The sequence below is a fragment of the Spirosoma luteolum genome (assembly GCF_054778875.1).
The window spans coordinates 624,508-649,900 of sequence record NZ_BAAGZE010000006.1 but is presented as its reverse complement, the minus strand read 5'-3'; the positions used below and the strand labels follow the sequence as shown (position 1 = coordinate 649,900).

The 25,393-nt window shown below is 57.8% G+C and carries 21 protein-coding genes, 1 tRNA gene and 1 pseudogene; 9 read left to right on the top strand and 14 right to left on the bottom strand.

Features of this window, described 5'->3' with window-relative positions:
* Positions 1-38: 38 nt before the first annotated feature.
* On the bottom strand, positions 39-1,385 hold the full coding sequence (locus ACYVAC_RS13250) for a sigma-54-dependent transcriptional regulator (protein ID WP_461098167.1): 1,347 nt from the start codon (positions 1,383-1,385) through the stop codon (positions 39-41).
* A gap of 211 nt (positions 1,386-1,596) precedes the next feature.
* Here ACYVAC_RS13250 and ACYVAC_RS13245 point away from each other — a divergent pair, with 211 nt between their 5' ends.
* Positions 1,597-2,358 (top strand): HpcH/HpaI aldolase family protein, encoded by a 762-nt coding sequence (locus ACYVAC_RS13245; RefSeq protein WP_461098166.1) that lies wholly within the window; start codon positions 1,597-1,599, stop codon positions 2,356-2,358.
* A gap of 460 nt (positions 2,359-2,818) precedes the next feature.
* Positions 2,819-4,801, top strand: a complete 1,983-nt coding sequence (locus ACYVAC_RS13240) for a hypothetical protein (protein WP_461098228.1) — start codon at positions 2,819-2,821, stop codon at positions 4,799-4,801.
* Positions 4,802-5,173: 372 nt separating this feature from the next.
* On the opposite strand, the gene ACYVAC_RS13235 is transcribed toward ACYVAC_RS13240, so the two are convergent.
* Positions 5,174-6,139, bottom strand: a complete 966-nt coding sequence (locus ACYVAC_RS13235; RefSeq protein ID WP_461098165.1) for a transglutaminase domain-containing protein — start codon at positions 6,137-6,139, stop codon at positions 5,174-5,176.
* A gap of 105 nt (positions 6,140-6,244) precedes the next feature.
* On the opposite strand from ACYVAC_RS13235, the gene ACYVAC_RS13230 reads away from it, so the two are divergent.
* Positions 6,245-6,721 carry a PPC domain-containing DNA-binding protein gene (locus ACYVAC_RS13230; RefSeq protein WP_461098164.1) on the top strand — a complete coding sequence of 159 codons (477 nt, stop codon included), beginning with the start codon at positions 6,245-6,247 and terminating at the stop codon, positions 6,719-6,721.
* A 5-nt stretch (positions 6,722-6,726) separates the two neighbouring features.
* On the opposite strand, the gene ACYVAC_RS13225 is transcribed toward ACYVAC_RS13230, so the two are convergent.
* The 3 genes from ACYVAC_RS13225 to ACYVAC_RS13215 all read right to left on the bottom strand — a co-directional run bounded on the left by ACYVAC_RS13225 (position 6,727) and on the right by ACYVAC_RS13215 (position 9,266).
* Complete coding sequence (locus tag ACYVAC_RS13225; RefSeq protein WP_461098163.1) at positions 6,727-7,320, bottom strand: bifunctional nuclease family protein; 594 nt, start codon at positions 7,318-7,320, stop codon at positions 6,727-6,729.
* Between the two features lie 91 nt (positions 7,321-7,411).
* Complete coding sequence (locus ACYVAC_RS13220) at positions 7,412-8,377, bottom strand: electron transfer flavoprotein subunit alpha/FixB family protein (RefSeq protein WP_461098162.1); 966 nt, start codon at positions 8,375-8,377, stop codon at positions 7,412-7,414.
* A gap of 151 nt (positions 8,378-8,528) precedes the next feature.
* Positions 8,529-9,266, bottom strand: a complete 738-nt coding sequence (locus ACYVAC_RS13215) for an electron transfer flavoprotein subunit beta/FixA family protein (protein ID WP_461098161.1) — start codon at positions 9,264-9,266, stop codon at positions 8,529-8,531.
* 179 nt (positions 9,267-9,445) lie between these two features.
* On the opposite strand from ACYVAC_RS13215, the gene ACYVAC_RS13210 reads away from it, so the two are divergent.
* Entirely contained in the window at positions 9,446-9,775 is a 330-nt protein-coding gene (locus ACYVAC_RS13210) for a tetratricopeptide repeat protein (RefSeq protein WP_461098160.1), read from the top strand.
* A gap of 9 nt (positions 9,776-9,784) precedes the next feature.
* Here ACYVAC_RS13210 and ACYVAC_RS13205 read toward each other — a convergent pair whose 3' ends face one another.
* A complete protein-coding gene (locus ACYVAC_RS13205; RefSeq protein ID WP_461098159.1) occupies positions 9,785-10,591 on the bottom strand; it encodes a hypothetical protein in 807 nt (268 codons plus the stop codon).
* A 291-nt stretch (positions 10,592-10,882) separates the two neighbouring features.
* Here ACYVAC_RS13205 and ACYVAC_RS13200 point away from each other — a divergent pair, with 291 nt between their 5' ends.
* Positions 10,883-11,890 (top strand): hypothetical protein, encoded by a 1,008-nt coding sequence (locus ACYVAC_RS13200; protein WP_461098158.1) that lies wholly within the window; start codon positions 10,883-10,885, stop codon positions 11,888-11,890.
* Positions 11,891-12,331: 441 nt separating this feature from the next.
* On the opposite strand, the gene ACYVAC_RS13195 is transcribed toward ACYVAC_RS13200, so the two are convergent.
* The 8 genes and pseudogenes from ACYVAC_RS13195 to rpoN form a co-directional block, all read right to left on the bottom strand.
* Positions 12,332-12,589 (bottom strand): DUF6932 family protein, encoded by a 258-nt coding sequence (locus ACYVAC_RS13195; protein WP_461098157.1) that lies wholly within the window; start codon positions 12,587-12,589, stop codon positions 12,332-12,334.
* 159 nt (positions 12,590-12,748) lie between these two features.
* The gene (locus ACYVAC_RS13190) at positions 12,749-13,201 is read right to left on the bottom strand and encodes a hypothetical protein (protein WP_461098156.1); all 453 of its coding nucleotides are present in this window, start codon (positions 13,199-13,201) and stop codon (positions 12,749-12,751) included.
* Positions 13,202-13,485: 284 nt separating this feature from the next.
* A pseudogene (locus tag ACYVAC_RS13185) lies at positions 13,486-13,605 on the bottom strand (transposase); the annotation flags it as partial.
* Positions 13,606-13,958: 353 nt separating this feature from the next.
* Positions 13,959-14,069, bottom strand: coding sequence for a hypothetical protein (locus ACYVAC_RS13180; RefSeq protein WP_461098155.1), 111 nt, complete (start codon positions 14,067-14,069; stop codon positions 13,959-13,961).
* 662 nt (positions 14,070-14,731) lie between these two features.
* Positions 14,732-14,805 (bottom strand) — tRNA-Arg (locus ACYVAC_RS13175).
* Between the two features lie 70 nt (positions 14,806-14,875).
* Positions 14,876-15,673 carry an enoyl-CoA hydratase/isomerase family protein gene (locus ACYVAC_RS13170; RefSeq protein ID WP_461098154.1) on the bottom strand — a complete coding sequence of 266 codons (798 nt, stop codon included), beginning with the start codon at positions 15,671-15,673 and terminating at the stop codon, positions 14,876-14,878.
* A gap of 173 nt (positions 15,674-15,846) precedes the next feature.
* The gene (locus tag ACYVAC_RS13165) at positions 15,847-16,485 is read right to left on the bottom strand and encodes a hypothetical protein (protein WP_461098153.1); all 639 of its coding nucleotides are present in this window, start codon (positions 16,483-16,485) and stop codon (positions 15,847-15,849) included.
* A 159-nt stretch (positions 16,486-16,644) separates the two neighbouring features.
* Positions 16,645-18,096 (bottom strand): RNA polymerase factor sigma-54, encoded by a 1,452-nt coding sequence (rpoN, locus tag ACYVAC_RS13160; RefSeq protein ID WP_461098152.1) that lies wholly within the window; start codon positions 18,094-18,096, stop codon positions 16,645-16,647.
* A gap of 147 nt (positions 18,097-18,243) precedes the next feature.
* Here rpoN and ACYVAC_RS13155 point away from each other — a divergent pair, with 147 nt between their 5' ends.
* The 4 genes from ACYVAC_RS13155 (at position 18,244) to ACYVAC_RS13140 (ending at position 25,325) form a co-directional block, all read left to right on the top strand.
* Positions 18,244-19,722 (top strand): nicotinate phosphoribosyltransferase, encoded by a 1,479-nt coding sequence (locus ACYVAC_RS13155; RefSeq protein WP_461098151.1) that lies wholly within the window; start codon positions 18,244-18,246, stop codon positions 19,720-19,722.
* A 150-nt stretch (positions 19,723-19,872) separates the two neighbouring features.
* Complete coding sequence (locus tag ACYVAC_RS13150; protein WP_461098150.1) at positions 19,873-20,601, top strand: HAD family hydrolase; 729 nt, start codon at positions 19,873-19,875, stop codon at positions 20,599-20,601.
* 57 nt (positions 20,602-20,658) lie between these two features.
* Positions 20,659-21,807: a TIGR03364 family FAD-dependent oxidoreductase gene (locus ACYVAC_RS13145; RefSeq protein WP_461098149.1), complete on the top strand. Its 1,149-nt coding sequence runs from the start codon at positions 20,659-20,661 to the stop codon at positions 21,805-21,807.
* A 218-nt stretch (positions 21,808-22,025) separates the two neighbouring features.
* Positions 22,026-25,325 (top strand): SusC/RagA family TonB-linked outer membrane protein, encoded by a 3,300-nt coding sequence (locus tag ACYVAC_RS13140; RefSeq protein WP_461098148.1) that lies wholly within the window; start codon positions 22,026-22,028, stop codon positions 25,323-25,325.
* Positions 25,326-25,393: the final 68 nt, after the last annotated feature.

The following is a 25,393-nucleotide window of genomic DNA, read 5'->3' as shown; positions in this document are numbered from 1 at the left end:
AATCGGGAAGAAACGGGGATTGGTAAACAGGTGAAACGTTAATCAGTCATTTCGTTCAATTTACGGTACAGGCTCGTCAGGCCAATACCGAGCAGGCGGGCGGCTTCGGTTTTGTTGCCGCCGGTTTGCCGCATCACCCGCCGGATGTGCTGCCGCTCCACCGCAGCCAGCTCCAGACTGGCCGGGTCGCCCGGGTCGGTCGTACCCTGGTTGTCCTGTAATTCATAGGGCAGCAGATCGGGGGTCAGCTCGGGGCCATCGGCCAGAATGACCGCCCGCTCGATCACGTTTTTCAATTCCCGGATGTTGCCCTTCCAGCTGTGCTGCTGGAGCTTCTGTAAAAACGAGTCGCTCATCCGGATGTCGCGCCGGCCGATCTTGGCGGCATCCTGTCGGGCAAACTGTTCGGCCAGGGCGGCAATATCGTCGCGTCGTTCGCGCAGGGGAGGCAGTTCGATACTAAATACAGACAGCCGGTAATAGAGGTCGAGCCGGAATCGGCCATCGGCGGCTTCCTGTTCGAGGTTGCGGTTGGTAGCCGCCAGTACCCGCACATCCGTTTTGGTGGGTTTAGTATCGCCCACGCGCAGAAACTCGTGGGTTTCGAGTACCCGCAGCAGCTTGGCCTGCAGGTCGAGGGGCATTTCACCAATTTCGTCCAGGAAAATTGTGCCCCGGTCTGCTTCGGCAAACAGCCCTTTCTGATCGCGGCTGGCGCCCGTAAAGGCCCCGGCCCGGTGGCCAAAGAGTTCGCTTTCCAGAATGTCTTTGCCAAGTGCGCCACAGTTGATGGCCACAAACGTACCCGACCGGCGGGGACTGGCCTGATGAATGGCCTTGGCAAATACTTCCTTACCCGTGCCGGTTTCGCCGGTGAGCAAAACGGTCGTGTCGGTAGTGGCCACTTTACGGGCCAGTTCGACGGCCTGCTGAATGCGCCTGGAGTGTCCCACAATGGTGTCGAAGCCAAACCGGCGGCTGATCTGGTTTTCGAGCTGCTGGATGCGGAATTGCAGGCTGGCCTTTTCAACGGCCCGGCTCACCAGCGGAATAATGCGGTCGTTATCGTCGCCCTTCGTTATGTAATCGAACGCGCCGTTTTTGATGGCGGTTACCCCGTCGGCAATCGTCCCGTAGGCGGTCAGTACGATCAGTTCGGTGGCCGGGTACTTTTGCTTGATCAGAGCCGCCAGGTCGATCCCGTTCTTATCGGGAAGTTTCACGTCGCTGATGACCAGATGAACGGGTTCCTGTTCCAGCACTTTCAGCCCCGCCCGGGCCGAGTCGGCCTCCAGTATCAAATAGCCTTCGAGTTGCAGAATCCGGGCCAGCAGCTGGCGCAGACGTGGCTCATCGTCGATCAGCAAAATTGTAGCAGGTGTCATAGATGAGAAAATTGTGGCGCGAAAGTGTCGGTAAATTTTCAGAAACCGATTGCCGATACCTATAAAATGCCCGGTTGCCCATTGTTTGGCCGGAGGCATACGTTTTGTTCCGGTTCAGGAATTCAGGTTTGTGTTGGGGTTCTATGGCGACAAATCCGTAATTAGCAGCCCAGACACCGTGGCCCGACTGGCCCGGTCTGTTCTGCCTGCTATGAAAAACAACATTGCCCGATTGCGTATGAAACAGGGTCAGCCGGCCCTGGGCGTCCTGTCTGTTAGTGCCGACCCCACCCTGGCCGAGCTGTTTGGACTGGCTGGTATCGACGTGTACCTGATCGATACTGTTCACGGCGCCCTATCGGTGGGGGAGGCCCAGGCCATTGCCCGCGCCTGCGAGTCCAGCGGCACGACGCCCATGGCCCGGGTGAGCCGTACCGAACCGCTGATGATGCAGCGACTCCTCGATGCGGGCCTGCTGGGCATATTGGCGACTGGCGTTTATACCCCGGCGGACGCTGCCGAACTGGTACAGGCGGTGCAGTATCCGCCCCTGGGTCAGCGCCCGATCGGGGCAGTTCGGGTGGCCGATTACCTGCAGGGGACACAGACGCAGGCCGACTATTTGAGCAATGCCAGCGAACAGCTGCTGGTGTTGGCCCAGCTCGATCACATCGAGGCCGTCAACAACCTCGATGAGCTGCTGGCCGTGGCCGGGATCGATGGCTTTGTGATCAGCCCCCGCGATCTGGCCATGAGCATGGGGCATTACGACGGGCCCGCCCATGAAGATGTAAAACGCACGATTGCCGGGGCCGTTGAAAAAATAAATAAGGCGGGTTTAATTGCCGGAACCACGGCTACCACGGGCGATCAGGCCCGGGCGCTAATTGATCGGGGCGTCCTGTTTTGCCTCAATTCGCTGCCCGGAATGGTCCGCCAGGTAACGGGGGAGTTTATGAAAGGCCGCTCATGACTTGATCTGACTGAGCGATCATGCATGGCCGGCTAACCCGCAAAAACAGACCACTAGTGGAGAAAAAGGAGAATAAGTAATACGAAGTTGGGAAAAAGGACCACTTACGGGCAAATTTATTGGCATATATGGACTTAATGCCTATACTTGACCGTCCAAAGCGCCCTATAGGCTGGTCATCACCACTGTCGAATCCGGCTATTGACCATCGGAGTCAGGACCCTCGATCCATACTGATCCACGGCGATCAGGTTACCAAAACAGCCTTTTCTATAGCTGTGGGGTAAAAATAAAACGACCGGGTGAACCAAAACATATTGCCGACTTGCCGGTTAATGGGTTGACCGTTCACTAAGTTTCTACTGTGACTTGTGAGCGATTTAAAAGTTAGTGTGAAACATTGCGTCAAAATTCAATTACGTACCCTATGCGAACATTTATCCAACGACACCCCCTGCGGATGCTGGCTGGACTCGTGTTGCTGAGTAGTGCTGGACTAAACAGCACCCAAGCCCAAACGTCGGCCGATACGGTCCGGACGAATACCCGGACGAGTACGGCGTACCCACGCGAAAACATCTATCGCCTGGGTAAAGGTGTTTACACCGACACGCTGCAACGTGCCGATTTCAAGGCTCAGGCCAGCGATGTGGCTGAACTCGACGACTGCGATACCACCTTTCAGACCTTTATCCTGGTCCGTCGGCTTTCCCCCTGGCGGGTTGGCTTGTTCGCAGGTCCAAACTTTGCGTATTGCGGTACGTGGGAAAACACGTTCGGCCCCACCAAGCGCGACAACAGTCTTTACAACGGGGCTGGTTTTAACATAACCGGCAACGTCGATTATTACCTGACGCCGGCTACCCGCCGTCTGCGTTTCGGTGTTGGTACCGCGTTCGGCTACCAGAACTACCTCACCCGGGGCATCTACCGCGACTACCTCTACAATCTGGCCCAGAGCCGTGGTTTCAACCGCGATCAGGTTACGATTCGTCAGCGGGCTTCGGAAGATATGTTCCTGACGGTTGGTCCCGTTCTGGCTTTCACGATCGCCCGGAGCCGCCGGAACCCCGATGCAACCACGTTCCTCGAACTGGGTCTGCGCGGTGGTCTGTTCCGCACGGAAGCCGCTACGATCACTGCCTTTACGCCATCGACCCTGTCGATTCCGCCCCAAACGGGATCCTTTGTTGAAGGTGGTGGCCTGATCCGCTCGGTTAACCCTAGCACCCGGCTGTATCACCCCGGTGGTCTGCTTTCGCTGGGCGTTTTCTTCCCCCTGCGCAACAACTGGAACATCGGTGTTCAGGCACAAGGCTTCTTCACGCAGCTGAACTACCTGATCATCAACGGTGTCGACGATCAGCTGTATGAATTCAAGCGTAAGCACGGTGGTTTCAGCGCCGGTCTGGCCGTTCGGAAAGGGTTCGTTCAGAAGAAGCTTATCCCCAAGGCTCCGGTTGTTTGCCCCACCTGCGAACAGATTCCCGAGCTGAATGTCCGGTTCAACAACGCATCGCTTAAAGGTGCTTCGCTGGCCTACGTAGACAGCGCAACGGCACAGCGTACGGGTCAGACGATCAACACGACGGCTACGGCCCCGGTGATCAGCTGGCGCAGCACGACTCCGAGCCCGAAGAACGAAACGTTCACGGCTCGTCTGTATTACCGTCCGGATTCGGTAGTTGCCAATGCAACGGATCAGGTGATCGCCCAGGTTGAAAACACCACCGACACCACCCTGACGTTCCCAACCGCGTACTTCTCGAACGGTCAGCCTAGCCCCGGTTTCTACTACGTAACGGTACACAACCGCCAGACGGCAAAGTGCGGTACCTGTATGAGTGAAGTGGCTACGACGAGCTTCTCGGTGCTGGCTCCGAAAGTTGGCAACCCCGACTGCGAATACCGTCACCGGCTGGAGCGTCTGGAAGTATACTACCGGACCCCATACACCCGCGAAGTGGCTAACGTCTGCTACTGTAACGGTACGATCACCTCGGTTGGCGACACGGTTACCCGCCTGCGCTACAAAGGTCTGAACCGCAAACTGGCAACGAGCGCCATCGAGTTCGATACCAACACGGTTATCCTGAACCTCCGCGATCTGCCAGGTGGTCTGGCCCAGCAACTGCAGGCTGAAAAAGCGAAAATAGAAAGTGGCAACGCCATTCGCTTCAAAGGCCGCCGGGTACGTCCGCAGGTACAGTACTTCCGCGCTGTGTTCACTGTTACCAAACTGCCTTGCAACGGTCAGCCTGAGCAAACGGTTGGTAGCTTCAACACCACCATCAGCGACAACAGCTACAGCATCACGGACCTGAAGCCCCTGACGGACGCTCAGAAAACTAAGCTGCTGGCTCCGCCCGCTCCCCGCAAAAAAGCGACGCGCCGGGCTGGTAACAGCGGTCGCCGGTCGGATGTAACGTTCGGTATCGAATAGGCATCAGATCAACGCCATACAGAAAAGCCGGAGCCAACGCTCCGGCTTTTCTGTGTTCAGGGGCTTAGACCAGCAGGCTGAGCCGGGGCTGGCTATGCGGGCCGGTGCATGGCGGTATTGCTCACCTATGCCGCGAACGGGCCGGACGCTGGTAACGTCCGGCCCGTTCGCCCAACTGGCCCTGGTCGGGTGGCGTATACTACAAATCGATAGCCGGCCCCCGTATCGACTCCATTAGTTGAGTTGATACGGGGGCCGGCTATTGGTGTCAAACCCCATGTCGTTGAACGTACCTGATGCCAGGGGCGCTTCGTTATCCAACGGGCAGCCATACCAGTAAAGGCCGGGCTGACTGGGAAAACAGGAGGTTGTCTAGCGGCTAACGACGGTAAAAGACAAAATACCTTCGTATGATTTTAGCCGCTCGGTAGGGGCACCTTTGGGTTTGGCAAATAAACAGAGCGTCGACTTGCCGGGCCGATTCACCGGAATTGACAGCCGGTAGGTAGTACCCGATTGGCGCACCGTTACAGGCGTGGCTGTCAGCACCGGACCGCCCAGCGCACCCTGCGCACAGCTGAATTCGACCGGCTCATCGCTCGACAGCGTCAGCGTGAGCACGTCACCCGCCTGAAGCAGGCCCGCCTGCGGAAACCCGGTATCGAAACCAAGCCGGAAATAAGCATCGTACACCTTCGGGAACTGGTCGAAGCGCGATTTGCTGATGGGGTTGGTCAAGAGCTGCCAGCGGCTGTCGGCCGGGAAATGATTGGCGGCAAAGGCAGCCGGCTCGGTCAGAAAATAGAAATCGTTGGCCGTGCCGGGTGTTTTGGCCGTAGTAAGGGCCCACGCCAGATCGAGCAGGTACCAGTCGCCATCGAGCTGAACGGCGTTCCATTCGTGGTCGATGCGTGCTATCGGCATCCCGGCTTCGCTGTCGTTGGTGCGGGCGTATCCTTTGATGTTGACGACCTGAATACCAGCCCGGGTAAGCAATTCTTTGTAAAGCAGCGCAAATCCCGTACAAACGGCTTTGCGGCTGGCCAGCACCCGGTTGGCATAAGCCGTTTCCGACGCGTAGGTGCGGCCCGAAAACGCCGACTCGTCATAGCGCACGTGGGTCGCAATCCAGCTGTAAACCGACCGGGCCCGGGCCAGATCGCTGCGGGCGGGGGCCGTCAGATATTGACTCAGCGATTGCAGCGTACGGGCCGCCGACTCCGGGGTGTTACGGGCATAGGCGTCGATGGTGCTGTAGTCGACCGTGACGTACCGGGAAGGGCGGGGAATATCGGCACCGGCGGGGGCCAGTCCGACAACGGTCAGGAAAAGAAACAAGGTCAGAACAGACCAAAAATGGTAGTTTCGCATGCCACAAATCGGTTTCACAACCAGATAACAAGGATGCGTTCGCTTTTATTGCTACTCCTGATCAGTACCGTTATGACCAGTTTACCCACCGATGGGCAGGGACAGCCCGCCAGTCGCGCCCTGCCCCCTGTCGAAGCGGCCACCATGCAAACCTTATCGTTTCGGTTGCGGCCGGGGCAGGATCTGAAAGAAGCGCTGGATGCGCTGGTAACCCAGTACCGGATCGGGGCCGGTGCCGTGCTTACCTGCGTGGGCAGCCTGACCGACGTGTCGTTGCGGCTGGCTAACCAGGACAAGGCCACGCACTGGCACGGGCACTTCGAGATCGTTTCGCTGACGGGTACGCTGGCCACCGCAGGCAGTCACCTGCATCTGTCGGTATCCGACTCGACCGGGCGTACGCTGGGCGGGCACCTGATGGCTGGCTGCCGCATTTATACAACGGCCGAACTGCTGATCGGTGTGCTGCCCGAACTGGATTATATGCGAGAACCCGACCCCACGTATGGGTATCGGGAACTCGTGATAAAACGGCGAAAAAAGAAATAAGACGCTTAGTTACGCTTGCTCAGCTCGTCGCGGATTTTGGCCGCCCGCTCATACTCCTCGTTGCCCAGCGCATCGTCGAGCATGCGCTGTAGTTCTTCCTGCGAAGCATTTTTAAGCTGATCGCCAAACGAACGGGTAGACGGGCGGCTGGTCGAACGGACCAGTTCTTCCTGCGTTTCTTCTTCGGCGGGTGTGTTGGTGATACCAGCTTCCGAAAGGACCGACTCGTTTGTGTAAATGGGCACGCCAAAGCGAATCCCAATGGCCACGGCGTCGGAGGGGCGGGCATCGATCGATGTCTCACGTACCCCGTCGAAGCACACGATACGGGCGTAAAAGATACCCTCGCGGAGATCGGAAATAACAATTTCGCGCACAGTAAATTTAAACTGCTCGGCCATCTGCTTGAACAGATCGTGCGTCATGGGCCGGTTGGGCACAATTTTCTCGATCTCGATAGCGATAGCCTGCGCTTCAAACATGCCGATCAGAATGGGCAATCGGCGATTCCCATACTCTTCTCCCAGCAACAGGGCAAAGGAACCCGTTTGCGTCTGACTGGGTGAGAGGGCTAATATTTCCAGTTTAATCTTATCCACAACGCAAATTTAGCAGTTTTGATCGTTCGTACTTAGTCGATAGCCGTTGGCAACCGTGCTTTTTTCCAGCGGCTATCGACCAGTACGGGCCTTATTTGAGGGCCTGAACTGCTTTCGTGAGCCGCGGCAACACGTCAAACACATCGCCAACGATGCCGTAATCCGCTGATTTGAAGAACGGCGCATCGGCGTCTTTGTTGATAACAACAATCACCTTGGAGGAGTTTACGCCAGCCAGGTGCTGGATCGCTCCCGAAATACCACAGGCGATGTACAGATTGGGGCTCACCTTGATGCCCGTCTGACCGACGTGCTCGTGGTGGGGCCGCCAGTCGAGGTCCGAAACGGGCTTCGAGCAGGCCGTAGCCGCGTGCAGCGCCTTCGCCAGATCTTCAACAATGCCCCAGTTCTCGGGGCCTTTCAGCCCGCGACCGGCCGACACCACCAGATCGGCTTCGGGCAGCAGAATGTCGCCCGTGGCTTTCTCCGTATTCTTCACCCGAATGGCAAAGTCGGCATCGTTGAGCGCCGGCGTAAACGCGTTGACCGTCGCCGTTGCGTCGGTTTCGGTTGGGGTGATCGTGTTTTTCTTGATCGCCAGAATCTTGACCGGGGCTTTCAGTTCATTGTAAGCAAAGGCTTTACCGGTATAGATACTGCTTTTTACCCGGAAACCGTTGCTCAGGTCGGGCAGTTCGATGACATTGGCTGCCAGACCCGCTTTCAGTTTTCCGGCCAGCCGAGCCGTCATGGCATCGGCCAGCGACGACTTGGCCAGTACAATAACCGTGCTACCTTCCTGCTGGGCTGCGGCTGCCACAACCGTTGCGTAGGCCATGCCATTGGGCTCGGCCAGGCGGGCATCGGCGGCATGCAGCACCTTGGTGGCGCCAAACCGGCCGGCCGTAGCCAGCTCGGCGGCATCGGCCGGACCCGCAACAATGGCTGTGGCCGACGTACCGGTCATTTCGGCTACTTTCGCGCCGTAAAAAATGGCCTCCTGGGAGGACTTCTTGAGCTTACCTTCGTCTAATTCGACAAAAACGAGAACAGACATAATTTCAGTTGGTGGTTTATGGTTCGTAGTTCTCCGTTGCAGCGTTTAGTAATTGTAGCGTTACAAAGCTGGCTCCGCTGTCAGGGGTTACCCCAGCATCCGGCGGTAGCAACGTTAAAACGGTACGACGCTGCCACGTCAAAACGTTTCTTTAAATAACCTTGGCTTCGGTGTGCAGCAGCTGAATGAGTTCTTCGGCATTGTCGGCGCTGATCATTTTAACGGCACCACGCGGAGCGGGCAGTTCGTAGCTGCTGACAGCGGTCAGTTTCTCGGTGCCTGCCGGCTCGACTACCTTGAGGGGTTTGGTCCGGGCGGTCATGATACCGCGCATGTTGGGGATTTTCCATTCGGCAATCGGCTCCTGACAGCCCAGTACGAGCGGCAGTTTGGCTTCGATTTCTTCCTTACCGCCTTCAATTTCGCGCGTGATCTTGGCCGTATCGCCGTCGAGGTCGAGCACCATTACGGGCGAAATCGAGGGGATGCCCAGCATCTCGGCCACGATACCGTGCACCTGTCCGCCGTTGTAATCGATCGATTCGCGACCCATCAGAATCAGGTCGTAGGTGGTTTCCTTGGCAATGGCCGCAATCTGCTCGGCTACGAAATACGCGTCGGTCGGCTCGGCGTTGACCCGGATGGCGTCGTCGGCACCGATGGCCAGACATTTCCGGATTACGGGCTCGGCATCGGCTTCGCCTACGTTCAGCACCGTAACCGTAGCCCCGGTCTTTTCTTTTAGTTCAACGGCCCGGGCCAGCGCGTAGTCGTCGTACGGACCTGTGATAAACGTTACACCCGCTTTGTTGAGCTTCGTGTTGTTGTCCGTAAACGTAATCTTGGTCGTGGTGTCGGGCACACTCGTCACGCACACTAAAATTTTCATGCCTGTGGGGTTTTGTTTGAATGGTTGCTGGGTAACCCGCGAGCCGCATCGCCAGCGCGCCAACAGGCGACTGGCAGCGGGCTGCGTACTGGGATTCCGGCAGGCTACCCGTTAATTTGGGGGCTAAAATACGAACTGTATCAAAAAAAGTATGCATGCATACTAATTTTCTCTAGCCGATGAATAACGCCCGTATCCAACAATTAATTCGATTTATACAGGATGAACCCGGTGATCCCTTCAATGTTTACGCCCTGGCGATGGAATACGTGGCCGACGAGCCCCGGCAGGCCATGGCCTGTTTCGACGACCTGCTGACCCGGTTTCCCGATTACCTGCCTACCTATTACCACGCAGCCGCGCTCTGCATTGCCCTCGACGAGCGCGACCGGGCGGCCGGCCTCTACGAAGCCGGTATTGCCCTGGCCCGGCAGCAGCAGAACCAGAAAACACTCAATGAGCTGTTGCAGGCACAGCGCGCGCTGGCCGATGAGGAAGACGACTGGTAAGCGTCTGCGTTAGCGCCGGCGCCGGCCCGGCTGCTGCTGTTGCTGCTGCCGGAACAAAATCGGGACGGTGGCTACCTCGGGGAGGGTGTAGGCCAGGTTGAGGTAATGCGCGGTGGGTACTTTCGGGATGTAGACCATACCCCGGACCGATTCGCCGGGCTGCAGCGTATTGCGTTTCAGGGCCAGCTGGTTCCAGCGGTATTCTTCGTAGTCGTAGCGCTGCATCCGATTGGCAAAGGTGCCCTGGTCGATCACGCGTTTGGCCGCAATGGCCTGGTAGGCAACGTCGTGCGTGATCCGTTTGGTTACGTATTCGCCGTAGGTGCGGCTATTGTTGGACGTTGCTACATCCGACGCAATAACGGCTACCAGTGCGATGGTGTTGAACACCCTGGCCCGTTTCAGGCGCTTTTCTTCGAGCTTTCGGTTGAAGGCCACGCGCCCCAGCTCATAGGCCGGATTGGCTATCTCGTGGATAAACGGGCGGTTGTTGTCGGCCGGGTCGGAGAGGGTATCCTGATCGACGCCCAGAGCCGCAAACCGGAAGTCGGCGGGGTCGACGTCAATGGGGCGCTCGGTCTGGTTCTTTACTTCGACATCGAACACCACAAACGACAGGTCTTCGCGCTCGAACGACGCCACCACGCCCACGCCCCGGTCGTCGACCCGCGTTACGGGGCGGCCGTCAATGGTGGTGACCGCGCCCGACACCGGTTCGAGCTGGTAGGTAGGGGCCACTGTTGGGGCACAGCCCGTCAGCAGCGTAGCGAAGGCAAGCGCCAGAAAACCGTGGCGGGTGGATAGACGGGCGTTCATAGGCGGGCGTCCGGACCCCTGTAGGTACCAGACTGTTGTAAAGATACAGCATGCACGAATGGGTCAATACGGGGCCGGGGCTTTTCGTGATGAGTGGTAAGCAGTTAACCCCCTGTGTGGCCGTATTGTACGCCCATCCACCCGGCCGGTCGACGGTAGGCATAGTATTTGTTTTACTCCCTGACAGTCGGAGAACCCAGGCCGGGGTTCTTCCGGTCCAATCTATTAAATTTTGTACATTCGTTCCAGACGCCGAACCGTCGTATTCCTATCAATCGTAACGCCATCCCCATGCGCCAACTTCTCCATACCCTTACGCTTTGTGTGCTCGGCACCGTGACCCAGGCATTTGCCCAGAGCCAGATCATCACGCCCGACAACCAGGTGGTCAGTATCCAGTCGGTGAATGGCACCAACAACCTCTTTATCGGGCAAAGTACCAGCGCCGTTGTCGGCGGCACCTACAACACGTTTGTGGGGGCGCAGTCGGGGCAGGGCAATACCTCGGGCTCGTATAATACGTACCTGGGCTACCGCGCCGGCGCGCCCAACACCGTGGGGAGCCACAACACCTTTGTGGGCTACGAAGCCGGCAAACTCAACACCGACGGCAGCGACAACGTCTTTATCGGCTATAACGCCGGACAGGGCAGCCGCCGGGGCAGCCGCAACCTGATCATCGGGCCCAACGCGGGCTTCGATGCGCTCGAGGGCACCGACAATACCTTTCTGGGCTCGAATGCTGTGGGGGTAGGCGTGGGACTGGTAAATGCCACCGCCATCGGGGCCAACGCCCGCGTGCTGAGTTCCAATGCGCTGGTGCTGGGCAATGGGGCAAACGTCGGCATCGGCACCTCGACTCCCCAGAACCGGCTCGAACTGACGGCCGGTGTCGACGGGCGGAGCGGCCTGCGCCTGACCAACCTCACGGCCCAGTCGCCCGTATCGGGGGCTACGGCGGGCAAGTTTCTAACCGTCAGCGACCGGGGCGATGTGCTGCTGTCGGGGCAGCTGTCGGCGGTGACTACGCGGGTGCAGCCGGCCAGCACCGACCAGTGGGCCGACTACGTCTTCGAACCCGGCTACCAGCCGCAGCCGCTGGCCGAGGTGGAGCAGTACGTGCGGACCCACAAACACCTGCCCGGTATCCCGAGCGCCCGGCAGATGGTCGACAAAGGCACCGACCTGCTGACGCTGCTGACCACGCTGGTCCAGAAAAACGAAGAACTGACGCTGCACCTGATCGAGCAGCAGAAGCGAATCGAACAGCTCGAAAAGCAGGTAAAGGAAAAACACTGATGGCTTGATGCCCGGCTGGATGCGGAACGGCCAGTCGATTGCCCAGCGTGTACCGGGGCAATCGACTGGCCGTTCGTGTTTGGGTATGTGGTCGTAGGGTCAGTCGTGGCGTATGTAATAAGGTCAGGCCACTACCGACTACCGATACGCTGAGCTCGTAGCTGTCGCGCAGCAAATCATTCAGCTCACCGGTAAACTGCTGACGCAGGCGTCGGTAGCCTTCAATGGCCAGCTGATCGAGTTCAGGCTGGCTTTCGTGAGTATGGATGAGTTTGTTGAGCCGGGCAATGCGGTTCAGCAGGTCTTCAATATCACCGAAGGCGTTGTCAGTTGGTTGCATCGTCAGTTAAGCGTTAAGCAAACGCATCCTTTTGGGTGTTGACTGTTGGTTAGGGTATCTTTCCGCGATCGGGTGAACAGCGACAGCCACTTAACCTTGTCCTAATTAGTTTGAAAATGGCTCGGATGGTCATCGGGAAACACCCGAACAGCACACGCATCAAGGTGAGCGTAGGCCGTAAACCGCCCCCGCAACTCGCGTTCAACCCGGTTGTATTGCAGAAACGGGATAAACGTAACAAGATCAAGTTCGTTAGGCATAGGCTTTCGCGTAACGAAACGGCCGTTTATCCACTGCTCAGCTCCAACCAAACCTAGTTGGCGTAAATCACGTAGCAAACTTGCGTACTGATTAATCACGACTGTCTGTGATCGTTATTGATCCGGGAGTAAGTCTGTAAAGTTCACGTCAGTTAGGTATAGTTATCTATAGATCTAAGCAACTTCGGTGAACTAATGACTTTACGAGCTAATGTACGCACCAATAAAAAAAACGCGCCCAACTTGAGGGTATTTTTACTAATACAACGTAGGTTCTGTATATTGAATTTTTTCTCGAATAGCTTTCTTCTCTATAAAAAAATTTGGGTCGTAACCATTAAGTTCTTGCTTTATTTGTTCTATTACCTTTTGCTGTTTTTCTGTTGTTATTGAATCATGTACATAGGCGAGAAAAATATAAGCATTTTTATCGAATTTTATTTTAAACTGTCTATTTGCTCCCGTGTTTGTACTTGCACTAATAAGAACACTATCTTTCATTACTTCATCAATAATAAAAGTGTCATAATTTGGAGTAACAGTGGAATACTTGAAAACTGTGTCAATTCTAATGTTCTGGTTAACTGACACCTTGAAATTGATCAAAGAATCTAATTGACTTCCATTCTCAACATAAAAAGTAATCTTACCTTTTTTAGCTTGGCAAGCTTCTAAAATTACTATTAAAAATACGATTAGTAACTGCTTCATAAATTTAGTTTTGTAGTCATCTTGGGATTTTGCTGCCTCTACTTACATTATAATTTACTGGTATCTGGTTATTTGTGTAACAAGATGTGTTATAATCTTTGGTGAAGGTTTCATGATTTTGACCTCTATTCAATTCGCCGAGTTGATATTGACGTAATGATTGATGCAACTGAATCCCAACCATTTGATTTTTATTGATGCGTGAATTAGGTTGTAAAGAATGCCACTTCCTTTTTCCTGAAGAACGCCTGAACCAACTTTCTGTCTTTCACTAGTAGACGAACCTATTCGAGCACAGCTGCCGTCAGCTCCACTAAGCAAAGAAACACCCGGTTTTTTAGCCCTTGTTTGAGCTGATTCCACACCAGTTCGGTTGGGTTTAGTTCTGGACTGTAGGCGGGCAAACATTCTAAATGAACTCGACCAGGGCGTTGCTTTAAAAAGGCTTTTACCGCTTCTCCCCGATGAATCGATGCCCCATCCGCACAGGCGGCACTGCCAGATGATAAGCAGGTCCCGCTTGTGGTATCGCCCACAAAGTTTACTAAGAAGCCATACGATGTCGTCGCCGGTGAAGGAGCAGTCTTGGCCCGCCACGTAAATCCGACCATTGGGAGCAATGGCAGCAATTAAGCTCAAGTGTTCTCGACCGGCCTTCTCCTGCAGAACCGGTGTTCTCCTCCGAGGGACCCAAGTCAGACTCAGCATGGGCAACAAGTAACAGGCTGAGTCATCCACACACAATATCACGCGCCCCTCAGTTTGGGCTTTTTTTGCGCTCGGAAAGGCGTTCCTCTCGCCATTGCTGGACTCGTTGTGGGCCATGCTGACTGGCTTTGGTTTGGGGCTTTTGCCGAATCCATTCCACTTTTTTGAGTAGCCTACCTACCTGGGATAGGTCGTAACTAACCCCAAAAAGTCATTTGATGACCGCCCCGGCGGCCTGACTAATTGACGCGGGGCTTCATCCAGATGTGGCCCGGAAAACCATGATGGTTGGCGCCTTTGTTTAGCTCCTGAACGAGCTGAATAAGTTGCTCATCGGTAAGTCGAGTGGTGGCCCCGGGTGGTTTTCGCTAGGCCAGGACCTCTTGCCCTTGTCAGTAAAACTTGGCCAAGGTGCGACTGACCAATCCTTGTGTTAAGCCCAGTGGCTGAGCAATGGAGACCTGTTCCCCGCCTTGTTGATGCAAGGCGACACAACGTCGACGGAACACCTCATATTCCGTTTGTTTATAGCTTGCTATTATCAAGGCAAGATACTAATATTATAGAGCTATTCACGGGTCAATAGACGTCTTTCGTGTCTCCTTAACGGCGAGCCTTACTTTGATGCCAGCCCTGTACTGGATCTGCTTTATTCACCCACTTTATTTGTTGGTTTGCGATGATAGGACGTTATAGGTCACTGCCCGTCCTCCTAAACGATTTGAATTCGATATAGAGTTTGAGTTATTCACCTAGGCCGCCATCGCCTGCACCTTCACCAAAAAGCCCATAAAAAAAGCCGCTTCGATTGAAGCGGCTTCGTGCACTCGTAGGGATTCGAACCCCAAACCTCCTGATCCGTAGTCAGGTGCTCTATCCAATTGAGCTACGAATGCGACTTGCACCGGAGTGCGTTTCCCGTTGATTGGGAGTGCAAAAGTAGAGAGAAAAAAGGCGCCTGTCAACCTATTTGCCCAAAAAATTTGCAGAACGTTTCATCAGAAACGCCCCAATCCCTTCGCCCGCATCGGCCGAACGGCCCAAATGATCCTGATTGTCAGCTTCCTGTTCCAGTTGCTGGTCGAGGTCGGCGAAGAGCGAATTATTCAAAACTTTTTTCATCGTACCGATCGCCAGGGTCGGTGCCGAGGCATAATAAGCTACCACCGCATCCACGGCAGCATCGAGTTCGGCGGCTGGTACCGACCGGCCCACCAGCCCGATCTGGGCCGCTTCGGGGCCGTAGACGCGCCGGCCGGTGCTGCACAGCTCAAACGCGCGCTGTGGGCCCACCAGACGGGGCAGAAAGAACGTGGAGCCGGCGTCGGGCATAAGGCCGATGTTGACGAAGATCTGGCTGAAATAAGCCTCGTCGGCGCACACCAGCACGTCGCAGGCCAGGGCCAGCGAGCAGCCCGCGCCGGCCGCCACACCGTTGATGCGGCCCACAATGGGTTTGGGCAGGTTGCGCATGGCCCGGATCATGGGGTTGTAGCCCACCCGGAGCATGTCGCCGAGGTTGAGGCCCGTACCGCTCTGGGCGGCACTGGCGGCCCCCGCCTTCAGGTCGGCCCCCGAGCAGAACGCCCGGTCGCCGGCGCCGGTCAGCACCACCACCCGCACGGCCGGGTCGGCACCGGCGGCTTCGATGGCGGTCGTAATCTCCTGAATCAGGGCCGGGCTAAGGGCGTGGTACACCTGGGGGCGGTTGAGGGTGATGCGGCAAACGCCACCGCTGATGTCGTAAAGCAGGTTCTCGTACATAGGTCTTGGTTCTGTTGTCGATCGGGGGCCGGCGGGGGGGCGGGGCGCCGGCATTGATAGGCATGCCCGCCCGTGGCCGCTGCCGATCGGGCGGTCAAGTTAGCAATTGAATCGGATTTGCCCGAGCGGGATGAGGGCAACTGCCGGTCAGGCCGGCCGGGGCGCGGGCGGCCCTAGAGAAGCCACCACACGGTTGCGATGCTGACGAGCGTGCCGAGCGCCAGACCGCCCAGGGCCTGCGCCAGCGTGTGGGCGTTGAGGTGCAGGCGGGCGCTGAGCACAAAGCCCGTCAGCAATACCAGCACCGCCAGGGTCGGAAACAGCTCGATCACGCCGAACCGGGCCACGATGGCGCCGATGGCCCCTACCACACCGCCGATGCCGACGCCGTGGGCGCTGATCTGCCAGTAGAGGCTAATGACGGCCACCAGCAGAATCGAGAGCGTAATGCTGCCAAGCAGCACAGCAATATCGGGCGCCAGGGTCGAGATAGCCTGCATCCGAAAGCCGAACAGCAGCGTAACGCCCGTGTAGACGATAGCGGTCAGAAAGTAGGGGAGCCGGCGGTCGGCGAGGGTGGTCAGGTAGAGCGACTGCACGTAGCCGCTGCGAAACAGGTAATAGATGAGCAGGGCGGGGGCGGCAAACGTGCCGATAAACAGCAACACCAGCAAACTGCCCCGCAGCGAATCGGTGAAGACATCGACGCCCAGCACCGACGGCGCCTGGAACAGTAAAATGCCAAACAACAGTGTCGGCATCAGCAGCGGATGGCAGACAACAGACAGAAAACGGGCAAGCGGGGTAGTCAACGGTTGGAAATGCGGTTTTCGGTAGACGGCGTTTCGGGGCGGGAGCCAGGGCGCCCGCCCCGAACAACCGGGACGCAAAAGTACGGCATCGCCGGCGTAAGTCGGTTGCCTGCCAACCGAAAACGCGGGACGGGAGCCCTGCCCCGGGCTCGGGCTGCCTTAGAGCTGTTTGCGCAGCCGGGCCACCGGAATGTTCAGCTGCTCGCGGTATTTGGCCACCGTGCGCCGGGCAATGTTATAGCCGCGGTCGTTCAGAATCTTCTCCAGCTTGTCGTCGGAGAGGGGGCTCATCTTGGGCTCGTTGTCGATCAGTTCACGCAGAATGTTTTTCACTTCGCGGCTGCTGACATCCTCGCCCGAGTCGGTCGAAATACCCTCCGAGAAAAAGTACTTGAGCGGATAGATGCCGAATTCGGTCTGTACCGATTTGCTGTTGGCCACCCGCGACACCGTCGACACGTCCATGTCGATCATGCTGGCGATGTCTTTCAGGATCATGGGCCGCAGTTTCGATTCTTCGCCGGTCAGGAAAAAGTCGTACTGGAACCGAACAATGGCGTTCATGGTGCGGAGCAGGGTTTGCTGCCGCTGCTTGATGGCGTCGATAAACCACTTGGCCGCATCGAGTTTCTGCTTCACAAACGTCACCGTTTCGCGCAGCGACTTGTTTTGTTTGCTGCTCTTGTCGTAGGTGTCGAGCATATCGGCAAACGAGCGGCTGATGCGCAGTTCGGGGGCGTTTTTGGAGTTGAGCGTGAGCTCGAGCTTGTTGTTGTTATTGGTCAGAATGAAATCCGGAATCAGAAACTGGGCCGAGCCTGAGCTGTCTTCGACGGAGCCGGGTTTGGGGTTGAGCCGGATAATGATGTCGATGACGCGCTTGAGCGATTCGTCGCTGATGGCGAGCCGGCGCTGGATTTTGTCGAAGTGCTTTTTGGAAAACTCCTCGAAGAAATCCTCGACGATCCGGATGGCCAGCACGATGTACGGATCGGAGGTGTCTTTGCGCTGGAGCTGAAGCAGCAGGCACTCCTGCAGCGAGCGGGCGGCAATACCGGCGGGGTCGAGGGTCTGTACCTTATGGAGTACCGCTTCGATTTCTTCGGTGTCGGTGAAGACGTTCTGCGAGAAAGCAAGGTCGTTGACAATGGCCTGCATCGACCGCCGGATGTAGCCATCGGCTTCGATGGAGCCGATCAGCTGCTGCCCGATCACGCGCTGGTCGTCGGTCAGGTTCAGAAAACTGAACTGCTGCAGCAGCGAGTCGAGCAGGCTCGACGAGGTGGCCAGCGGCATATCGCGCTCTTCCTCGTTGTAGTTGCCGTCACCCTGCATCTTGTAGCCGGCATAGTCGTCCTGCTGCAGGTATCCGTCGATATCCAGATCGTCGTTGCGCTCCTTGTAGTCGTCGTCGAATTCGTCGGCAAAGGGATCTTCTTCTTTGGTATCAAATTCTTCGTCCATGCCCTCTTCCAGGGCCGGATTGATTTCCAGTTCCTCCTCAATGCGGGTGTCGAGTTCAGCCGTTGGAATCTGCAACAGTTTGATGAACTGAATCTGCTGAGGAGACAGCTTCTGTTGGAGCGACTGTGATAGGCTTAACTTTTGCATGGTGGGTTTCTACAGGCAAGGATGGTAACACAGAAAGCAGAGAGGCTGGCGAAAATCTGCCTTCACAAATATCAGACCAATCTACGGGATTAATTGTTTTCTCGTCCGATAATTTCGTTCTGCCGTGTCGGCGTGTACCTTCGCGGCATGACCAATAAACTATACGATACGTCCCTGAGCCTGCTCACCGACCTTTATCAGGTTACGATGGCCTACGGCTACTGGAAGTCTGGAACGGCTGAAAAAGAGGCTGTTTTCAACCTGTATTTCCGGAAAAACCCCTTCGGTGGCGGCTTCACGGTGGCCTGCGGACTAACCAACGTGATTGGCTATATCGAGCATTTCGGTTTCTCGAAAAAAGACCTTCGCTACCTCCGTACCCTGACCGGCAACGACGGCGAACCCCTCTTCGATGTCGCTTTTCTGGACTATCTGGCCGATTTGAAACTCACCTGTACGGTCGACGCCATTCCGGAAGGAACGGTGGTGTTTCCGAACGAACCGCTGGTGCGGGTGCGCGGTCCGATTCTGCAGTGTCAGCTGCTGGAGACCCCGCTGCTCAACCTCATCAACTTCGAAACGCTGATCGCCACCAAGGCGGCCCGGCTGCGGCTGGTGGCCGGTGCCGATACGCTGCTGGAGTTCGGGCTGCGCCGGGCGCAGGGCATCGACGGGGGCATGACGGCCTCGCGGGCGGCCTACATCGGCGGCTGTGATGCAACCTCCAACGTGCTGGCCGGCAAGCTCTACGATATTCCCGTACGCGGCACCCACGCCCACAGCTGGGTAATGTCGTTCGATACGGAGCTGGATGCCTTTATGACTTATGCCGATGTGCTGCCCAACAACGTGACACTGCTGGTCGACACCTACGATACGCTGGAGGGGGTGCGCCACGCGATCGAAGCCGGCCGGCAACTCGAAGCGCGCGGGCACAGGCTGAGTGGGATCCGGCTCGACTCGGGCGATCTGGCGTACCTGAGTATCGAAGCCCGCAAGCTGCTCGACGAAGCGGGCTTTACCCACACGGCCATCGTGGCCAGCAATGACCTCGACGAAACGATTATTGCCAGTCTGAAACAGCAGGGCGCCCAGATTACGGTCTGGGGCGTTGGTACCAAGCTGGTTACGGCCTACGATCAGCCGGCGCTGGGGGGCGTGTACAAGCTGGCGGCCCTGCGCCGGGAAACGGGCACACCGGGCTGGGACTACAAAATGAAACTGTCGGAGCAGGCTATCAAGGTGTCGACGCCGGGCGTTCAGCAGGTGCGCCGGTTCCGCGATGAGCGGGGCTTTCTGGCCGATATGATTTTCGACGAGCAGAGCCACGGTCAGGATGAATCGGCCGGGGAGGATGTGATGATCGACCCGCTCGATTTCACCAAACGCCGTCGCTTCGAGGCTACGCTTGCCTTCGACGATTTGCTCGTACCGGTGTTCGACGCGGGGCAGCGCGTGTACGACAGCCCCGACATTCATACGGTTCGGGCGCGGGTCCAAACGCAGCTGGCGGGCCTGCACCCGGGCGTGAAGCGGTTTGTGAACCCCCACACGTATCCGGTCGGCCTCGAAAAAGGACTCCACGAGCTGAAAACAAACCTCATTTTGAAACTTCGCGAAGCCTAGCGTTCGCTGGGGCTGGTGCGGTTGGGTAGCGGGCAACTTCATGGTTTCTTAACAGCATACCCGATTGGTAGGTTGAGCCGATTGTGTTCTTTTGCCCGTTGAAACCGGCAGGCTTCTGCCGGTTTCGCCAACCTAACTACCCCTGATTGTATGGCTGCTATCCAGCTTGTGGTTTTCGATATGGCCGGCACCACCGTGACCGACCACCACGAAGTAGAACGCTGTTTTGCCGAAGCGGCCGCGCAGACCGGACTCACGGTGTCGGATGAGCGCATCCTGGCCATGCAGGGCCTGTCGAAACGGTTTGTGTTCGAAACGCTCTGGACCGAACAGCTGGGCGCGGGGCACGCATCGATTCAATCGCAGGTCGACGCGTCGTACGATGCCTTTCGGCAGGTGCTCGAAACGCACTACCGCACCCACGGGGCCACCCCCACGGCGGGCTGCCTCGACACGTTTGCCTACCTGCGCGAGCGGGGTATTGCCATTGCTCTCACCACCGGCTTTTACCGCGTTGTTACGGATATCATTCTCGACAAGCTGGGCTGGCTGAACGGCCTCGACGCCAACCGGCTGGGCGGGCCCGACAGTCTGATTCAGGCGTCGATTGCGAGTGATGAAGTGCCGCACGGCCGGCCGCAGCCCCTCATGATTCAGCGGGCCATGGCGCTGCTGGGTGTTACGGATGCCCGGGCGGTGGTCAACCTGGGCGACACCCCGTCGGATTTGCAGTCGGGGCAGGCGGCCGGCGTGGCGCTGAACCTGGGCCTGACCAATGGCACCCACACCCGCGCACAGCTCGAACCCTACCCGCACGATCAGCTGCTGAACTCCCTGCGCGACCTGCCGGCCCTGCTCGAACAGAATGGGCTGGTGTAGCCTGTCGGCTTCTCCAGCCGGTCTGCACACCGTCCCCCTTACCTGATTCCCCCGTTTATGCCTGCTTTCGACCTTATCGTTATCGGCGCCGGAACGCTCGGCACCTTCCATGCCTACCACGCGGCCCGGGCGGGCCTCCGGGTCCTGCTGCTCGAAAAAGACCGCTATCCCGTCGGGGCCACGGTGCGTAACTTCGGGCAGGTGGTGCCCTCGGGGCTGGCGGGGCCGTGGTTCGAGTATGGCCGCCGGAGTCTGGACATCTACCGCGCTATTCAGGCCGAAACGGATATTTCGGTGCGGGCCAACGGCACGGTCTACGTGGCCTCGGACCACAGCGAGTGGCAGGTGGCCAACGAACTGCATGACCGGTACGCCCGGATCGGCTACCGCAGCGAACTCTGGAGCAATGCCCAGGTGCTGGCCCGGTACCCGGTGCTGCGCCCCGACTACGTGATGGGCGGGCTGTTTTTTCCGGATGAACTGAGTGTGGAACCCGAGCAGATGATTCACCGGCTGATTGCCCACGCGCAGCAGGCCCACGGGGTCGACTACCGGCCGGGTTCGCTGGTCATTGGCTGCGAGCCGGTGGGCAGCAGCGTGCGGGTGCGGCTGGCCAGCCGCACCTCGGTCGAGGGAGGGCAGGTGCTGCTCTGCGGAGGACACGAGGTGCGGCTGCTGTTTCCGGAGGTGCTGGCGCAGGCGGGGCTGGTGGTGAGCAAGCTGCAGATGCTGCTGGCCGAACCGGTGGCGGGACTGCACCTGCCCGGCAACATCCTGACCGGGCTCACCATCCGGCGCTACGAAGCGTTTCAGGCGTGCCCGTCCTACGAGCGGCTGGCGCCGGTATCGCCCCGGCTGGCCGAACTGCAGCGGTGGGGTATTCATATCCTGTTTAAACAGACGGCCGACGGGTCGATCATCGTGGGTGATTCGCACGAGTATGCCGCGGCCACCGAAGCCGAAGACCTGGGCTACCATACGCAGGACCACATCAACACGCTGATGCTCGACGAGGCCCGACGCATTATAAACGTTCCGCTAACGGTTCGGAAAACCTGGGCGGGCTTTTACAGCCAGACGCCGGCCGAAATTTTCGACCACGCGGTGGCGCCAAATATCCGGATTGTTACGGGAATCGGCGGGAAGGGCATGAGTTCGGGGGCCGGGTATGCCGAAGCCAATATTAGAAACTGGTTCGGCGCGTAGCCTGATCAGGTAATTTGCTGACAGCTAGTTTGTTAGTGGATTCGGGGTTTGGGCGGGCATATACTGAAAAAATTAATAAAATGGCGACTGCCGGTATGTTAGATTTGCGTAAAATCTTCGTTTAATAAATTTATAAATGCTTGATAGTCAATAATTAGGGCCGGGTTTCGGGATGGGTACTTTTGCGGTTGATAGCTGTCTACTAACCTGCAAATTTTATGAAAGCACCTTTCCTCTCGTTCTCAGCAACGCCCATCAGCCGCTGGCTGCTGACAGGGCTGTTGCTGACCCTGGCCACCGCTGCGGTCATGGCCCAGACGCTCAGTGGCCGGGTTACCTCGGCCGATGATCAGCAACCCCTGCCGGGTGTATCGGTCGTTATCAAAGGCACCTCTACGGGTACCACCACCCGCGAAGACGGAACCTACTCGCTCAACCTGACCAATGCCGGCACCGTCACGCTGTCATTCTCGTTTATCGGCTACGAATCGCAGACCGTCACGCCCGGCAATCGCTCGGTGCTCAACGTGGCGCTGACGCCGGGTACGGCCAACCTCAACGAAGTAGTCGTGACGGCCCTCGGTATCAAAAAAGACATCCGCCAGACGGGCGTCGCCATTCAGACCGTCGATGGCGCGTCGCTGGTGAAAGCCCGCGAGCCCAACCCCATCAACAACCTGGTCGGCAAGGTGGCCGGACTCACGATCGGGGCGTCGGCCGAGCTGCTGCGCCGGCCAACCATCTCGCTGCGGGGCAACCAGGATGTGCTGTTTGTGGTCGACGGGATTCCCATCAACTCCGACACCTGGAACATCAGCAACGACGATATCGAAACCTATACCGTTCTGAAAGGCGCTTCGGCGTCGGCGCTCTACGGGTTCCGGGGTAAAAACGGTGCCATCCTGATTACCACCAAACGCGGCTCGAAAGACAAGCGCGGTTTCTCGGTCGAACTCAACACGAGTCAGCAGTTCGATCAGGGCTTTATCGCCATTCCGAAGGTGCAGGACGAATACGGCCCCGGCGACCACGGGGTGTATGCCTTCGGCGACGGGAAAGGCAACGGCCTCAACGACGGCGACTACGATATCTGGGGCCCCGCCCTCAACGGCCAGCTCATTCCGCAGTACGACAGTCCGGTGCTGCCGGGGCAGTCGTTCACGACCAAGTTTCCCAACGGATCTACGTTCACCAGCAACCGGCAGCCAACGCCGTTCGTGGCCCGGGGCAAAGACAACTTGAGCCGGTTTCTGCAAACGGGTTTTTTGTCGACCAACAACGTGGCCATCTCGTCGTCGAGCGAGAAGTACGACCTGCGCTTTTCGCTGTCGCATAACTACCAGCGCGGGCTGGTGCCCAACACGCGGCTGAACATCACCAACTTCAACACCGCCCTGGGCTACAACTTTTCGCCCCGGCTGCGGTTCGAAGCCAATGTCAACTTCAGCCGGCAGTCGACCCCCAACTTCCCCGACGTGAACTACGGCCCCAACTCGATGATCTACAACATCATTGCCTGGGGTGGTGCCGACTGGAACGTGGATGATATGAAGCAGATCTGGCAGCCCGGAAAAGAAGGGGTGCAGCAGATTTATGCCGAATACCAGCGCTACAACAACCCCTGGTTTCTGGCCAAGTACTGGCTGCGGGGACACTACAAAAACGATCTCTACGGCTACACCTCGCTGCGCTACCAGCTGGCTAATGGCCTGCAGCTGACGGCTAAAACCCAGCTAACGACCTGGAACCTGCTGCGCACCGAGAAACTGCCGTATTCGGCCACGACCTACGGCCGCGAAGAGGGGCGGGGCGACTACCGCGAAGATCGCCGGAACCTGTTCGACAACATCAACCAGCTGCTGCTGCAGTACAACAAGACCCTGCCGAACGGACTGGCTGTCAGTGCGCTGGCGGGGGGCGAAGCGCGGATTTTCAACGTCAACTCCGACTACGCCAGCACCAACTACCTGAACGTACCGGGCGTGTATAACTTTGCCAACTCGGCCAACCCCGTGTTTGCCTCAAACTTCAAAGCCGATATGCGCGTGCTGTCGGCCTATTATTCGGCCGACTTCACTTTCCGCGACAAGGTGACGCTCTCGACTACGGGCCGGATGGATAAGCTCTCGACCCTGCCGACCAAAAACAACACCTACTTCTACCCATCGGTTGCCCTGAGCACGGTGGTGTCGGATTACCTGCGGTTGCCGGCGGCCATCTCATTTGTGAAACTCCGGGCGTCGTATGCCAACGTAAAAGACGGCCTGACTCAGCCGACGATCGGCGCCACGCCCGGTCTGTCGTATCCGGTGGGCTACGGCGACAACTATGCCTCGGCCTACGGCGGGCCAAACTACCAGAATGCGTCGGTTTACTCGGTTCCGCTGTCGTACAACAACCGCCCGGCGGCTTTCTACACCACCACCATCAGCAACCCCGACCTGAAGCCCAACTCGACGTCGCAGTTCGAAGCCGGTATCGACCTGCGGTTCCTGAACAACCGCATCGCTGTCGACGGCGCGTACTTCCTGAGCAACGACGGCCCCCGGATTTTCAGCTTGCCGACCTCGGAAACCACGGGTTACGTGGCCCGGCTGGTCAACGGCATCAGCACCCGGAAGCAGGGTGTCGAGGTGTCGGTAACGGGCAAGGCCCTGCGCACGAGCGGTGGGCTGAGCTGGGATGTGGTGGCCAACTACTCGACCTACGTGGAGCGGCTCAAGGCTGTGTATCCCGAGGGCGGCATTAACACCCTGGGCTCCGATTATTTCGTGGGCAGCAGCAGCGGCAGCCGTTACCTGAGCGTTGGCGACCGTACCGACGCTTTCTACTCGGGCGCCTTTGTGCGCACCCCCGATGGTCAGCTCATCAACGACGCCGGTGGCCGGCCCATCGTGAATCCCGTGCGACAGCTGCTGGGCTACACCAACCCCAAATTTGTGTGGGGCATCAACAACCGCTTCGCCTACAAAAACCTGTCGTTCAGCTTCCAGTTCGACGGCCGGGTGGGGGGCGTTATTGCCGACTACGTGATGCAGAAAACGTTCCAGGGTGGTCGCAACATCGAAACGGTGCAGGGCGCGCTGGGTACCGCCCGGATTCAGGACGTGCAGGGCATCAAGTCGTACGTGGGCCCCGGTGTGCAGATCGGTACGGGTACCATCAACTACGATGCGCTGGGCAACGTGATCAACTACGGCGAGCTGCAGTACGTACCCAACACCACCAAAACGTTTGCGCAGGACTACATCGCCCGCGTCTACGGCCAGAACGAAGCCGTGCTGATCGACCGGAGCTTTGCCAAGCTGCGCGAAGTGGTTATCGGCTATTCGCTGCCCACGGCGCTGGTGAGCCGGCTGGGACTGCGGCAGGCCAGCCTTTCGGTGGTGGGCCGCAACCTGCTCTACTTCGCCCAGCGCAAAGACCTCGACCTCGATCAGTTTGTGACGGGCGGTGTCTCCACGCTGCAAACGCCAACCACCCGTCGCTACGGTATCAACCTGAACCTGGTATTCTAACCCGGTTTACCGGCCGCGGGTCGGGCCCCTGCCCCGGCAGCACCTGACCCGTCGCCGGTAAACCCCAA